Below are 13,439 nucleotides of genomic sequence, written 5' to 3'. Positions count from 1 at the left end.
ATCAGCCGCCTGAACCGGAAGCTTCGCAGTGGCAGCAGAATCGGCAGTGGCCTCCGGCTCCGGCTCCGCCGCAGGCGACGGCTCCGCAGGAACAGCTGCCGACGCGGGCAACTCCGCTATGGCATCCGACTCGGCAACAGCCTCCGGCTCAGCTGCCGGCTCGGCCGGAGCGACAGGCTCAGCCGGGGCGGCGGGGAGTGCGCCGGCGGCCGACGGCTTGTCCTCCGGCTCATCGCCGTCCGCCACTGCCTCGTTCTCGGAGTTCTCCAACACCTGCGCCCGCCCCAACCTCGTCCACCAGCAGTTTTCCGCCGCGGATCGTAGCGGGCCGCCCACCCCCACCGGACACCGGGTGCGGGGCCGGGCACCCGCAGAGCGCAGAACGCAGAGCGAGTGGCCGGGGCACCGGGCGGGTTGCCCGGTGCCCCGGTGCCGCCCGGGCCGCCGACGGTCCGTCAGTGCGCCGCGGCCTCCCAGTTGGGGCCGACGCCGACCGAGACGTCCAGCGGCGCGCGCAGGTCGTAGGCGCCGGCCATCTGCTCGCGGACGATCGCCTCGACCTGGGCGCGCTCGCCCGGAGCCAGCTCCAGCACGATTTCGTCGTGCACCTGGAGCAGCATCCGCGACCGGACCCCGGCCTTGGTCAGCTCCTCGTCCACCCGGAGCATCGCGATCTTGACGATGTCGGCGGCCGAGCCCTGGACCGGGGCGTTCAGCGCCATCCGCTCGGCCATCTCGCGGCGCTGGCGGTTGTCGCTGGTCAGGTCCGGCAGGTAGCGGCGGCGGCCGAGCAGCGTCTCGGTGTACCCGGTGGCCCGGGCCTCCTCGACGACCCGCTGCAGGTACTCGCGGATGCCGCCGAAGCGCTCGAAGTACGTGTCCATCAGGCCCTGCGCCTCGGCCGGCTTGATGCCGAGCTGCTGGGAGAGGCCGAACGCGGAGAGCCCGTACGCCAGTCCGTACGACATCGCCTTGATCTTGCGGCGCATCTCCGCGTCCACCGCGCCCGGCTCGACGCCGAAGACCGAGGAGGCGACCGTGGTGTGCAGGTCCTCGCCGGTCGCGAACGCCTCGATCAGCGCCTCGTCCTCGGAGAGGTGCGCCATGATCCGCAGCTCGATCTGCGAGTAGTCGGCCGTCAGCAGCGACTCGTAGCCCTCGCCGACCACGAAGGCGCGCCGGATCAGCCGGCCCTCCTCGGTGCGGACCGGGATGTTCTGCAGGTTCGGGTCCTGCGAGGAGAGCCGGCCGGTGGCGGCGACCATCTGGTTGAAGGTGGTGTGGATCCGGCCCTGCGGCGAGACGGTCTTGAGCAGACCCTCCACCGTGGTGCGCAGCTTGGCCTGGTCGCGGTGGCGCAGCAGGATGACCGGCAGCTCGTTGTCGGTCTGGGTGGCCAGCCAGGTCAGCGCGTCGGCGTCGGTGGTGAAGCCGGTCTTGATCTTCTTCGTCTTCGGCAGGTTGAGCTCGCCGAACAGGATCTCCTGGAGCTGCTTGGGCGAGCCCAGGTTGAACGGACGCCCGGCGGCGGCGTGCGCCTCCTCCACCACGCGCTGGATCTCGGTGGCGAACTGGTTCTCCAGCGAGGTCAGCCACGGGCGGTCGGCGGCGATGCCGGTGCGCTCCATCCGCGCCAGCAGCGCGGCGATCGGCAGCTCCATCTCGTGCATCAGCTCGACGGCGCCGACCTCGGCCAGCCGGGTCTCGAAGAGCGCGGCCAGGTCGAGCACGGTGCGGGCCTGCACCATCAGCGCCTGGGCGCCGGCCGTCGGGTCCTCCTCCGGCGCGTCGAAGGCGAGCTGGCCGGTCTCGGCCGCGGCGGCGGGGGTGAGCGAGCGGGACAGGTACTCCTCGGCGAGCACCTCCAGCGTGAAGGTGCGTCGGCCCGGCTTCTCCAGGTACGCGGCGAGCGCGGTGTCGGCGACCACGCCGGCCACCGTCCAGCCCTGCTCAGCGAACGCGCGCATCACCTGCTTGGCGATGTGCAGCGCCTTGGGCCGCCCGGCGTCGGCCAGCCAGCCGGCGAACGCCCGCTCGTCCTGCTCGGCGAGCTCGGCCGGGTCGAACCAGACCGCCCCGGCCTCGGTGGCCAGCGCGACCTCGGTGACCGAACCGCTGCCCAGCGCCCAGCTGTAGGTCGCGGCGAGCGCGACCGGGGTGTCGCCCGCGGCGTGCCCGGCGAGCCAGCCGGCCAGCGCACCGGCCTCGGTGAGCAGCTCGCCGGAGACCTCGACGGCCGGTGCGGCGGCGGCCTGTTCGGCCTCGGCCGCCGCACCGACGTCCAGACCGAAGACCCGCTCGCGGAAGTTGGGGTTGCGGAACTCCAGGCTCTCCATCAGCTGCCCGACCGCCTCCCGGTCGAACGGGACGCGGCCCAGGTCGGTGACGCCGAGCGGCAGTTCGACGTCACGCACCAGCTCGGTGAGGATCCGGTTGCGCTTGACCGAGTCGAGGTGCTCGCGCAGCTTCTCGCCGATCTTGCCCTTGACCTCGTCGGCCCGGGCCACCAGCTCGTCGAAGGAGCCGAACTGGTTGACCCACTTCGCGGCCGTCTTCTCGCCGACGCCGGGGATGCCGGGCAGGTTGTCCGACGGGTCGCCGCGCAGCGCGGCCAGGTCCGGATACTGACTCGGCGTCACGCCGTACTTCTCGGCGACCTTCTCGGGGGTGTACCGGGTGAGCTCGGAGACGCCCTTGGTCGGATACAGCACCGTGGTGTGCTCGGTGACCAGCTGGAGCGAGTCGCGGTCGCCGGTGACGATCAGCACGTCGAAGCCGGCCGCCTCGGCGGCGGTGGCGAGCGTGGCGATGATGTCGTCGGCCTCGAAGCCCTCCAGTGCCATCCGCGGCACCTTCATGGCGTCCAGCAGCTCGCCGATCAGGCCGATCTGGCTGCGGAACTCGTCCGGCGTCTTCGCCCGGTTCGCCTTGTAGTCGGGGAACGCCTCGGAGCGGAAGGTCTTGCGGGAGACGTCGAAGGCGACCGCGAGGTGGGTCGGCGCCTCGTCCCGCACCGTGTTGGAGACCATCGAGGCGAAGCCGTAGACCGCGTTGGTCGGCTGCCCGGTGGAGGTGTTGAAGTTCTCCACCGGCAGGGCGTAGAACGCCCGGTACGCCAGCGAATGGCCGTCGAGCAGCATCAGCCGGGGCCGTGCCCCCGCCGCGCCGTCACCATGTGCACTGCCGGTCGCACTCTGCGTAGCCACGTCAACGTCCGTTCCTGCCGACTCCAACATCCGCCCTCGATCCTAGGCCCCCGCACCGACACCGCACCGACACCGGGCCCCACGTCGCAGGGGACGCTCCGCCGCAGCTGAGCCCTCTCTCACCCGGCAAGGACCGCCGGTCGTACGATCACGAGAAGGCCGCCCCCGCGGCCACCCTCGACCGGCAGGAGATGACGTACGCATGAGCGAGCCGACCCCCACCGAGGCCGCTGAAGCACGGGGCCCCGTGCTCGACGTCCCGCAGGACGTGCTGGACCACTTCGCCAAGCTCGGCGTCACCCCCGCCACGTTCTCCGGCGGCCACCTCGGCGACAAGCTGGGGATCCGGGTCGTCGAGGCCTCCGGCGACCGGGTGGTCGGCACCATGCCCGTGGAGGGCAACCAGCAGCCGTACGGCCTGCTGCACGGCGGCGCCTCAGCCGCGCTCGCCGAGACGCTCGGCTCGATCGGCGCCATGCTGCACGCCGGCCCCGGCCGCTACGCGGTCGGCGTCGACCTCAACGTGACCCACCACCGCTCGGCCACCTCGGGCCTGGTCACCGCCGTCGCGACCGCCGTCTTCAAGGGCCGCACCGCCGCGACGTACGAGATCGCGATCACCGACGACACCGGCCGCCGCATCACCAGCTGCCGGCTGACCTGCGCACTGCGCGACCTGTAGCGGCAACTTCGGTTCACCGGACGACAGTTCGGCCGAACCGGGGTACCGAGAAGGGGGCGCGCCACTCGGGCACGCCCCCTTCTCCGTACCCGCTGCCTACTGCTCTTCGGCCTTCTTGCGGTCCTGCGCCTCGCCCTCTTCGATCACGGCCTCCGCAACGGCGGCCATGGTCATCCGGCGGTCCATCGAGGTCTTCTGGATCCAGCGGAACGCGGCCGGCTCGTTCAGCCCGAACTTCGTCTGCAGCACGCTCTTCGCCCGGTCCACCAGCTTGCGGGTCTCCAACCGCTGCGTGAGGTCGGCGATCTCCTCCTCGAGCGTGCGCATCTCGGTGTACCGGGACACCGCCATCTCGATCGCGGGCACCAGGTCGCTCTTGGAGAACGGCTTCACGATGTACGCCATCGCCCCGGCATCCCGCGCCCGGTCCACCAGCTCCCGCTGCGAGAACGCGGTCAGCATCAGCACCGGCGCCAGGTGCGCCTCGTGGATCCGCTCGGCGGCGGACAGCCCGTCCAGGATCGGCATCTTCACATCGAGGATCGCCAGATCGGGCCGCAGCTCCTCGACCAGCTTGACCGCCGTCTCGCCATCCCCCGCCTCGCCGACGACGGTGTAGCCCTCCTCCTCCAGCATCTCCTTCAGGTCAAGGCGAATGAGCGCCTCGTCCTCGGCGATGACGATTCGGGTGATCTGGGGCAAGTCGGTCTCAAGCGCCTGGGGCTGCTCGTCGGCGGTGCTCACGGGGCTCCTCGTTCCGGCGGGGGGTGCATGCATGAGGGTACCTAGACCCTGTATGTTTGATACACGCGATCAGGGCACCAACCTTCGATTGCTAGGCCCCGATAGCCCAACCGGCAGGAGGCAAAGGTCTCAAACACCTTCCAGTGTGGGTTCGAATCCCACTCGGGGCACTTTTCCTTCGATTTGAAGGTCAGTACGGAAAGACAATGATTGGCGATCTTCACTCGCGCGAGTGGAGCATCGCCAATTTCTGCTTTCCCAGGCCGTGCCACTACTGACACTCGGCCACATGTACGACATGACCGCCAGGGCTCACGCCATGGCTCTGCACCGCTCGGGCCTCACCTTCAGCGAGGTCAGCCGCGCAACCGGCATCTCGCGATTCACCCTCCGGCAATGGACACTTCGGATCACCCCGAGCCCATCCATGACCGCCGAGTGCCCGATAGCCATGGACCGCCTGGCCGTTGACCGCCCACCAGCTGCCTACGCCTACCTCCTAGGCCTCTATCTCGGCGACGGCTGCCTGAGCGAAAGCCGCAGGTCCGTCTACGCCCTGCGGATCGCCTGCGGCAACGCCTGGCCCGGCCTGATCGAGGAGTGCGCGCAGGCGATCCGCGCGGTAATGCCCAGCAGTAGCGTGCTGCGAGTGCCCGCACCCGGGTGCACGTCAGTGGTCAGCACCAGCAAGCACTGGCCCTGCCTCTTTCCGCAGCACGGCCCCGGCAAGAAGCACGAGCGCAGCATCGTCCTCACGCCGTGGCAGCAGGCCATCGTGGACGCGCACCCCTGGGAGTTGCTGCGCGGGCTGATCCACTCCGACGGCTGCCGGATCGTCAACTGGACGACCAGGACGGCCAACGGCGCCACCAAGCGATACGAGTACCCGCGCTACTTCTTCACCAACACGTCCACCGACATCATCGGCATCTTCACCAGCACGCTCGAGGCGGTCAGCGTGCAATGGAAGGCCGCGCGGCGGCCGACCGGAGCCATCAACATCTCGATCGCCCGCCGAGCCTCCGTCGCCCTCCTCGACCTCCACATCGGCCCCAAAAGCTAGCCCCTACCCCCGCGGGTCCAGCACCAGCTTCCCCACAGTCCGCCGCCCCCGCAGGTCCTCGTGTGCGCGGGCCACCTCCGACAGCCCGTAGACGCCGCCCACCTGCGGCTTCAGGCTCCCGTCCGCCACCATCGCGAAGAGCTCCGCCAGCGGCTCGCGGTACATGCCCGGGCGGCCGAGGCAGTGCATCAGCCAGAAGCCGACCACCGCGCGCGAGCGTCCCATCAACTGCGCGGCGGCCACCGGCGTGGGCGCCACCCTCGAGGCCATCCCGTACGTCACCAGGCGGCCGAACGGCGCGAGTGCGGCGAGGGAGGCGTCGAAGACCGGGCCGCCGGTCATCTCCAGGACGATGTCGACCTTCGCGCCGCCGTTCGCCTCGATCAGCCGCTCCTTCAGGCCCTCGGCCTCCGCCTCGACGGCGACGTCGGCGCCGAGCTCCAGCGCGAGCTCCCGCTTCTCCTTGCTCGACGCGGTGGCGATCACCCGGCCGGCGCCGAACCGCTTCGCGAGCTGGACGGCCAGCGAGCCGGTGCCGCCGGCCGCCGCGTGCACGACGACCGACTCACCCTCGGCGATCCGGGCAGAGGTGCGCAGCAGGTGCCAGGCGGTGAGACCCTGCACGATCAGTGCGAGCGCCTGGCCGTCCGTCACGCCGTCCGGCAGGTCGTGGGCCATCGCCTCCCGGGCGACGGCGCGCTCGGCGTAGCCGCCGTTGCCGTCGAGCAGGGCGACCACGCGCCGCCCCTCGGCGGTGCGGCCGACCACCTCGGCGCCGGGGACCATCGGGAGCACGCTCTTGGAGAGGTAGGTGTTCTCGACGGAGTGGGTGTCGGCGTAGTTGACGCCGATCGCGGAGACGTCGAGCAGGAGCTGGCCGGGCTGCGCGACCGGGTCCGGCAGGTCGACGAGGCGCAGGACTTCGGGGCCGCCGAACTCGGTGATCTGGATGGCGCGCACGGGCACTCCCTACAACAGGCTACTGCGGGGTAACTCGGTGGACGCTCGCCAGCCAACACCCACGGGGGCCGCTTGTCCAGAGCTAAGCGTACGCTTGTTCCCCAGCCCACCCCCCGGCCCACTTCCCGGCCCACCTCCCCGAGACCGCCGACACCCACCGAGGTCGCCACTCCGACGGACCCCCGGATCAGGCCCTCCCACCTGACGATCCGTCAGACTCCTCTGAGCAGCGGAAACCATCCCTGCCAGCTACCCGGGAGGCCCCGATGACCAGCACCGGATTCACCACCTGCCTGTGGTTCGACGGCCAGGCAGAGGAGGCGGCCGACTACTACGTCGCGCTCTTCCCCCACTCACGGATCGACCGGCTCACCCACTACACCGAGGCCGGCCCCGGCCCGACCGGCAGCGTGCTCACGGTCGAGTTCGAGCTGAACGGCCAGCGCTTCCTCGGCCTCAACGGCGGCCCCCAGTACACCTTCAACCCGGCCGTCTCGTTCCAGATCTTCTGCGCGGACCAGGCCGAGGTGGACCACTACTGGACCAAGCTCACCGACGGCGGCCAGGACGTCGCCTGCGGCTGGGTGACGGACAAGTACGGCGTCTCCTGGCAGATCGTCCCGGCCGACCTGCCCCAGTGGATCAGCGACCCGGACCCGGTCAAGGCGCAGCGGACCACCGAGGCGATGTTCGCCATGAAGAAGCTCGACATCGCCACCCTGCGCAAGGCGTACGACGGCGGCTGAGCCCCCGGCCGGACCGGGCCGGACCCCGCCGAATCAGCGGGATTCGGTGTAGCAGGACGCCCAGGCGTGCCCGGTGGAGTACTGCAGCGCGTCCGGGTACATGTAGCCGACCGGGGTGCCGGCCGGCACGGACGACGGCAGCGCCTTCTTGCAGGCATCGCCGGCGGCCGTGTCGGCCGGGATGCCCGCCTGGTAGGCGAGGGTGGGCGTGGCGTACACCATGCCGTCATGGCCCTGGTCGCACGGGTCGAGGACGACCCACTGGATCCCGCCGTCGTCGGTGCGCGAGCGGACGGTGAAGCAGTCCCCCGGGTGCAGGTCGAAGACGCTGTCGGCCTGGGTCTGGGAGACCCCGCCGTCCTTGTTGCGCTGGACGGCGGAGCCGGACAGGTCGACCAGGTTGACCAGGTTGACCAGCACCATCGACCACACCGCCGCCGCGACCAGCCCGGTGATCGCCGCCGCCTTGCCGCGCTGCCCACGGCGCCGCACCTGCACCAGCCCGATCACCGCGAAGACCACGGCGAGCGGCACCAGCGCCAGCAGCCCGCTCAGCCGCGCCCAGCGCGCGAACCGGTTGACGCGCAACAGGTCGTCACCTTCGTACGCCCTGCCGGCTGCCGGCTCGCCCCGCGTCAGCAAGTCCTGCCGGTCCGTCCCCACCGTCTCCACCGCGCCCACCCCGCCCGCTCCAACCCACTCGTCCGTGCGCTCACCGCGCGGCGTGACCTTAGCGGATCAGACCGACCGGCCCGGATGGCATGGCGGCCCCGGAGCAGGCGCAGGGACGCGACAGGCCCCCGGCGGAACCCAAGGTCCACCGGGGGCCGCGAGCCGGGGCGGGCCGTCAGTTGTCCAGCTCGCCCACGTGGTGCACCCGGACGAGGTTCGTCGAGCCGGAGAGTCCCGGGGGCGAGCCGGCCGTGATGATCACGATGTCGCCGCGCTTGCAGCGCCCGAGGCTGAGCAGCTGCGCGTCGACCTGGGCGACCATCTCGTCCGTGGTCGGGACGAACGGGCCCAGGAACGTCTCCACGCCCCAGGTGAGCGCGAGCTGGCTGCGCACCGCGGGCTCGTAGGTGAAGGCGAGCACCGGGATCGGTGAGCGGTAGCGGGCCAGGCGGCGGGCGGTGTCGCCGCTCTGGGTGAAGGCGATCAGGTACTTCGCGCCGAGGAAGTCGCCGATCTCGGCGGCCGCGCGGGCGACGGCGCCGCCCTGGGTGCGCGGCTTGTTGCTCGTGGTCAGCGGCGGGAGGCCGGCCGTGAGCACCTCGTCCTCGACCGCTTCGATGATCCGGCCCATGGTCTTGACCGTCTCGATGGGGTACTTGCCGACCGAGGTCTCGCCGGAGAGCATCACGGCGTCGGTGCCGTCGAGCACGGCGTTCGCGACGTCGGAGGCCTCGGCGCGGGTCGGGCGGGAGGCGTTGATCATCGAGTCGAGCATCTGGGTGGCGACGATGACCGGCTTGGCGTTGCGCTTGGCGAGCTTGATGGCCCGCTTCTGCACCAACGGGACCTGTTCCAGGGGCATTTCGACACCGAGGTCGCCACGGGCGACCATGATGCCGTCGAACGCGTCGACGATGGATTCGAGGCTCTCCACCGCCTGCGGCTTCTCCACCTTGGCGATGACGGGGAGGAAGCGGCCCTCCTCGCGCATCACGGTGTGCACGTCCTCGATGTCCTTGCCGCTGCGGACGAACGAGAGGGCGATCAGGTCGGCACCGATCCGCAGGGCCCAGCGCAGGTCGGCGACGTCCTTGTCGCTGAGCGCGGGCACCGAGACGGCGACTCCGGGCAGGTTGAGGCCCTTGTGGTCGGAGACCAGGCCCCCTTCGATCACGATGCAGTGGACCCGCGGTCCGTCGACGTGGGTGACTTCGAGGCTGACCCGGCCGTCGTCGACCAGGATCCGTTCCCCGCGGGCGACGTCGGCCGCGAGTCCGGGGTAGGTGGTGCCACAGATCTCCTTGTCACCGGGGACGTCCTCCACCGTGATGGTGAACTCGTCGCCGCGTTCGAGGAGTACCGGCCCCTCGGCGAAGGTGCCCAGCCGGATCTTCGGGCCTTGGAGGTCTGCCAGGATGCCGACGCTGCGGCCGGTCTCGTCCGAGGCCTTGCGGACCCGGCGGTACCGTTCCTCGTGCTCGGCGTGGGAGCCGTGGCTCAGGTTGAAGCGGGCGATGTCCATGCCGGCGTCGACCAGGGCCTTGATCTGGTCGTACGAGTCGGCGGCAGGCCCGAGAGTACAGACGATTTTTGCTCGGCGCATGAGTCCGAGGGTATGCATTACCGGTGCGTAACAACGACGTTCGGACAGACCGCCGGGTGACTACTGCGGGAAGCTTGGCTTAATTCTCCGAAGCCCCCCTGTCCATCTCTGACGATTCGTGACTCCTGTTGTCCGATCGGCCAGTTGACGCGACGGGTTGACGTCGAAGGCTGGCGGACGATGCAGATCCGTGAAGGCCTGTTCACCCCTGGTTCACCGGCCGGACGGCCGCCGCTCGGCGCCTCGCGGGAGCCTTCGGATCCTGAGGATCCCCCGGGAGTGCGTCACGGGAGTGCGTCAACGGGGGGATCCACCATGGGGGATGAGGTCGGATGAGGCGTCTGATAGGGGTGACGGTCGCCCTGGCACTGCTGGCCGCCGTGGTCGCGGTGGTGGTCGCGAAGGTCTGCTGCCCACCGCAGCAACTGACCACGGTGACCGGTCTGATCGGCTCCGAGAAGGTCGACTTCTTCAACAGTCCGGACGTCCAGAAGGCCTTCGCCGCCGACAAGTTGAGCGTGCACGTCGATCACGCGGGCTCCTGGCAGATGGGCCAGCTGGTGCAGGCCGCGCCGGGGCGCTACGACTTCGCGTTCCCGGCCAGTTCGACTGCGGCCGCCTCGATCAAGGGCAGTCTGAACAGCGTGCCGGACCGGCCGTTCTACTCGCCGCTGGTGGTGGTCGCGAGGACGGACACGGTCAAGGCACTGAAGGCCTTCAAGCCCATCGGAGCCGGGACGACGGCGTTCAAGCCGCTGGTCAAACAGGGCCCGAACGGCGTGCAGGTGATCGACATGGACGCCTACCGGCAGGACTTCGACAACCATCTGCTCTGGCAGACGGTCGACCCCGCCGGGGCCTACCCGCAGCTGCGCGGCCGGCTGATGATCAACACGACCGACCCGGCCAGTTCCTCCTCCGCCGCGCTCTACCTGGCGGTGATGTCCTACCTGCAGAACAACGCCCAGGTGGTGGCGAACCAGGCGGCGATCGACTCGATGCGACCGTTTCTGCAGGATCTGACGCAGAGCCAGGGCGCTCTGCTGGCCAGTAGTGACGAGCTCGTCAAGGACATCCTGTCGGACGTCGGCCGGCCGCTGATCTGGACCTATGAGTCGGAGGTGGCCTCCCTGGCCGCCGCCGGCAAGCTGCCGAGCGACGTCGTGGTGCTCTATCCGGACACCACCATCCAGAGTGACCACACCGTCGTCGAGTTGACGCCGAAGGCCGCGGCGTTCGCCAACGCGCTCCAGAACGACCCGCAACTGCGCAAGCTGGAGGCGCGGTTCGGGTTCCGCCCGGCCGCCGACCCGGGTGCGCTGGCGACCGCGCTGGGCAGGAACGCCAACGGCTTCGCCGCGGACGTCACGCAGGTCGGCGCGTTCCAGGCGGCGCCGCCCACCAGCGAGATCCTGCAGAAGATGGCTGCCACGGCCGAAGGAAGCAGTTGATGGACGTCAGGCCCCCCGAACACCTCTCCCGCCGCTCCGCGCTCGGCGGCGCCCTGGCACTGCTGCTCACCGGCGCGGCCGCGTGCACGTCCGAGCCGCCGAAGCCGAAGCCGGCGCCCAGCGGCAGTACCGGCGCCGCCACCGGTGACAGCGTCTCGCTCGGCCCGGCGCCCAGCGGCGCAGCGGTCACCCTGCGCGTCCTGGCGGGCAGCGAACTCCAGGACATGACCGCCGTGTTGGCCGACGCGCAGAAGGCCACCGGGGTCGGCGTGCAGTTCGCCTACACCGGCACGCTGGACGGCGCCGACGCGGTCACCTCGGGCCAGGCCGAGCAGGCGTACGACGCGCTCTGGTTCCCGTCCGACCACTACCTGCGCCTCGACCCGGCCGGCGCCGCCAAGCTGCTCTCCGAGACGCCGGTGATGGTCTCCCCGGTCGCGATCGGCGTGCGCGGTTCGCTGCTGCCGGGGCTCGGCTGGGATCCGGCCAAGACGACCTGGTCACAGGTGGCCGACGCGGTGTCGGCGGGGCGGCTGACCTTCGGCATGTCCGACCCCTCGCGCTCCAACTCCGGCCTGTCCGCGCTGGTCGGGCTCGCCTCGGCCTTCTCCGGCGCGACCTCGGCGCTGACCCAGGACGACGTCACCCGGGCGGCCCCGGCGCTGCAACGCTTCTTCGCCGGACAGAAGTTGACCTCCGGCTCCTCGGGCTGGCTCGCCCAGGCCTACCAGCGCTCGGTCCAGGGTGGACCACAAACCGGGACGCAGGTCGGCGCGCTGGTGAACTACGAGTCGGTGCTGCTGTCGCTGAACCGCACGCTGCCCGCCGGGGCACAGCTGACCGTGATCCGCCCGCTGGACGGCGTGGTGACCGCCAACTACCCGCTGACGCTGCTGAACTCCTCGTCCGGCCGGGCCCGGGACGCGTTCCAGCGGCTGACCACCTACCTGCTCCGCGAGGACGTGCAGCGCAGGATCTCCGACACCACCGAGCGCCGACCGGTCACCCCGGGCGTCGCGCCGGCCGCCGGGCTGCCCACCGATCCGCGGGCCGAACTGCCGTTCCCGGGCAGCCGGACGGTCGCGGACGCGCTGCTCGCGGCGTACCAGAACCAGCTGCGCCGCCCGTCCCGCACGGTCTACGTGCTGGACACCTCCGGCTCGATGGCCGGCGACCGGCTGGCCAAGCTGAAACAGGCGCTGACGCTGCTCACCGGCACCGACGACACCCGCGGCGAACGGCGGTTCCGGGACCGCGAGGAGGTCACGCTGATCTCCTTCGCGGACGACGTGAAGTGGCAGCGGACGCACCAGGTCCCGGCCGACGCGCCGGATGCCGAGCTGGCCGCGATCGAGGCGGACGTGCAGAGCCTGTCGGCCGGTGGCGGCACCGCGATCTACAGCACGCTGGAGACGGCCTACCGGCTGGTCGCCGCGCAGCAGGCGCAGGCCCGGGACGACCGGTTCACCTCGATCGTGCTGATGACGGACGGCGAGAGCAACGAGGGCGCCTCCGCCACCGACTTCACCGCCTTCTACCAGGCGCTGCCGCCGTCGGGGAAGGCGGTGCCGGTGTTCCCGATCCACTTCGGCGAGGGCGCGCTGCCGCAGTTGCAGGGCATCGCCGACACCACCGGCGGGCAGCTCTTCGACGGCATGACGGGCTCGCTGGACGGCGTCTTCGAGGAGATCCGTGGCTACCAGTAAGCCGGCCGCCGAGCCGGACACCGGACCGGACGCCGCGCCGGCCCCCGAGCAGCGCTCCCCCGGCTACCTCGGCAGCTGGCCGCACTACGCCGGCTGCGGCGGCGCGGCGGCGGGCGTCGTGGTCTCGCTGGTCGCGGGGCTGGGCTACTGGAGCGCGGGCGTGGCCGGCGGGCTGTACGGCGCGGGCGCGCTGCTGGTCTGGTCGCTCACCGAGAAGTCGGACCCGCCGACGGGCGGCCCGACGCCGGTCGAGCGACTGGCCGTCGAGCTGGCCGCGCACCGCTCCCGGATCGCGCGGCAGAGCTGGCCGGAGCCGGCCGCGGGTGAGGCGCGCCGACTCGTGGAGCAGCTGGCGCTGCGGCTCTCGCCCGCGAGCGCGGCCGAACTCGGCCCGGTGGTACGGGAGTCGGTGCCCGGCGTGCTGGACTGGTACGAGCGCGGCCGGTCCTGGTGGCGGCTGGAGCCGCAGGGCCCGGACCCGGCCGCCGAGTTCACCGACCGGGTGCGCAGGCTGCTGGACGAGTCGCCGCACGCCTGACAAGACGTGGAGACGGGGAACCCTCAGACAAGGGTCCCGGCTCCCACGCCCCCCCGCCCCAGAAGGTC

Annotated in this window: 11 protein-coding genes and 1 tRNA gene; 7 read left to right on the top strand and 5 right to left on the bottom strand. The window is 71.0% G+C overall.

Going from position 1 to position 13,439, the window contains the following annotated elements:
* Positions 1-455 precede the first annotated feature (455 nt).
* Positions 456-3,140, bottom strand: coding sequence for a DNA polymerase I (gene polA / locus AC060L_RS17305; RefSeq protein ID WP_483799744.1), 2,685 nt, complete (start codon positions 3,138-3,140; stop codon positions 456-458).
* Positions 3,141-3,408: 268 nt separating this feature from the next.
* On the opposite strand from polA, the gene AC060L_RS17300 reads away from it, so the two are divergent.
* Positions 3,409-3,888, top strand: coding sequence for a PaaI family thioesterase (locus AC060L_RS17300; RefSeq protein WP_483799651.1), 480 nt, complete (start codon positions 3,409-3,411; stop codon positions 3,886-3,888).
* Positions 3,889-3,984: 96 nt separating this feature from the next.
* Here the strand turns inward: AC060L_RS17300 and AC060L_RS17295 are convergent, their stop codons facing one another.
* A complete protein-coding gene (locus AC060L_RS17295) occupies positions 3,985-4,665 on the bottom strand; it encodes an ANTAR domain-containing response regulator (protein WP_483799650.1) in 681 nt (226 codons plus the stop codon).
* A gap of 62 nt (positions 4,666-4,727) precedes the next feature.
* On the opposite strand from AC060L_RS17295, the gene AC060L_RS17290 reads away from it, so the two are divergent.
* Positions 4,728-4,802, top strand: a tRNA-Leu gene (locus tag AC060L_RS17290).
* A 119-nt stretch (positions 4,803-4,921) separates the two neighbouring features.
* Positions 4,922-5,695, top strand: a complete 774-nt coding sequence (locus AC060L_RS17285) for a helix-turn-helix domain-containing protein (RefSeq protein WP_483799649.1) — start codon at positions 4,922-4,924, stop codon at positions 5,693-5,695.
* A gap of 3 nt (positions 5,696-5,698) precedes the next feature.
* Here AC060L_RS17285 and AC060L_RS17280 read toward each other — a convergent pair whose 3' ends face one another.
* Complete coding sequence (locus AC060L_RS17280) at positions 5,699-6,655, bottom strand: quinone oxidoreductase family protein (RefSeq protein ID WP_483799648.1); 957 nt, start codon at positions 6,653-6,655, stop codon at positions 5,699-5,701.
* A 266-nt stretch (positions 6,656-6,921) separates the two neighbouring features.
* Here AC060L_RS17280 and AC060L_RS17275 point away from each other — a divergent pair, with 266 nt between their 5' ends.
* Positions 6,922-7,401 (top strand): VOC family protein, encoded by a 480-nt coding sequence (locus AC060L_RS17275; RefSeq protein ID WP_483799647.1) that lies wholly within the window; start codon positions 6,922-6,924, stop codon positions 7,399-7,401.
* Between the two features lie 33 nt (positions 7,402-7,434).
* Here the strand turns inward: AC060L_RS17275 and AC060L_RS17270 are convergent, their stop codons facing one another.
* Together AC060L_RS17270 and pyk are read right to left on the bottom strand one after the other, a co-directional pair.
* Positions 7,435-7,989, bottom strand: a complete 555-nt coding sequence (locus tag AC060L_RS17270) for a DUF4190 domain-containing protein (RefSeq protein WP_483799646.1) — start codon at positions 7,987-7,989, stop codon at positions 7,435-7,437.
* Positions 7,990-8,248: 259 nt separating this feature from the next.
* Positions 8,249-9,694, bottom strand: coding sequence for a pyruvate kinase (gene pyk / locus AC060L_RS17265; protein WP_483799645.1), 1,446 nt, complete (start codon positions 9,692-9,694; stop codon positions 8,249-8,251).
* Positions 9,695-10,008: 314 nt separating this feature from the next.
* Between pyk and AC060L_RS17260 the strand changes: the two genes are divergently transcribed.
* From AC060L_RS17260 to AC060L_RS17250, 3 genes are read left to right on the top strand one after another with little or no spacing between them, the layout of a single operon-like run.
* Entirely contained in the window at positions 10,009-11,127 is a 1,119-nt protein-coding gene (locus tag AC060L_RS17260) for a hypothetical protein (RefSeq protein ID WP_483799644.1), read from the top strand.
* Positions 11,127-12,833, top strand: coding sequence for a VWA domain-containing protein (locus tag AC060L_RS17255; protein WP_483799643.1), 1,707 nt, complete (start codon positions 11,127-11,129; stop codon positions 12,831-12,833). Before AC060L_RS17260 ends, AC060L_RS17255 begins: the two co-directional genes overlap by 1 nt.
* Entirely contained in the window at positions 12,820-13,371 is a 552-nt protein-coding gene (locus tag AC060L_RS17250) for a hypothetical protein (protein WP_483799642.1), read from the top strand. The genes AC060L_RS17255 and AC060L_RS17250 overlap by 14 nt, the downstream gene beginning before the upstream one ends.
* The last annotated feature ends 68 nt before the right edge of the window (positions 13,372-13,439 follow it).

The sequence above is a fragment of the Kitasatospora sp. NEAU-69 genome (genome assembly GCF_057158765.1).
Note: the sequence above shows the minus strand (reverse complement) of the source record. Positions and strands in the feature narration are given on the sequence as shown.

Coding starts and splice junctions, on each gene's coding strand:
- polA (WP_483799744.1), bottom strand. CDS start 3,140: ATGCTGCTCGACGGCCATTCGCTGGCGTACCGGGCGTTCTACGCCCTG.
- AC060L_RS17300 (WP_483799651.1), top strand. CDS start 3,409: ATGAGCGAGCCGACCCCCACCGAGGCCGCTGAAGCACGGGGCCCCGTG.
- AC060L_RS17295 (WP_483799650.1), bottom strand. CDS start 4,665: ATGCATGCACCCCCCGCCGGAACGAGGAGCCCCGTGAGCACCGCCGAC.
- AC060L_RS17285 (WP_483799649.1), top strand. CDS start 4,922: ATGTACGACATGACCGCCAGGGCTCACGCCATGGCTCTGCACCGCTCG.
- AC060L_RS17275 (WP_483799647.1), top strand. CDS start 6,922: ATGACCAGCACCGGATTCACCACCTGCCTGTGGTTCGACGGCCAGGCA.
- pyk (WP_483799645.1), bottom strand. CDS start 9,694: ATGCATACCCTCGGACTCATGCGCCGAGCAAAAATCGTCTGTACTCTC.
- AC060L_RS17260 (WP_483799644.1), top strand. CDS start 10,009: ATGAGGCGTCTGATAGGGGTGACGGTCGCCCTGGCACTGCTGGCCGCC.
- AC060L_RS17255 (WP_483799643.1), top strand. CDS start 11,127: ATGGACGTCAGGCCCCCCGAACACCTCTCCCGCCGCTCCGCGCTCGGC.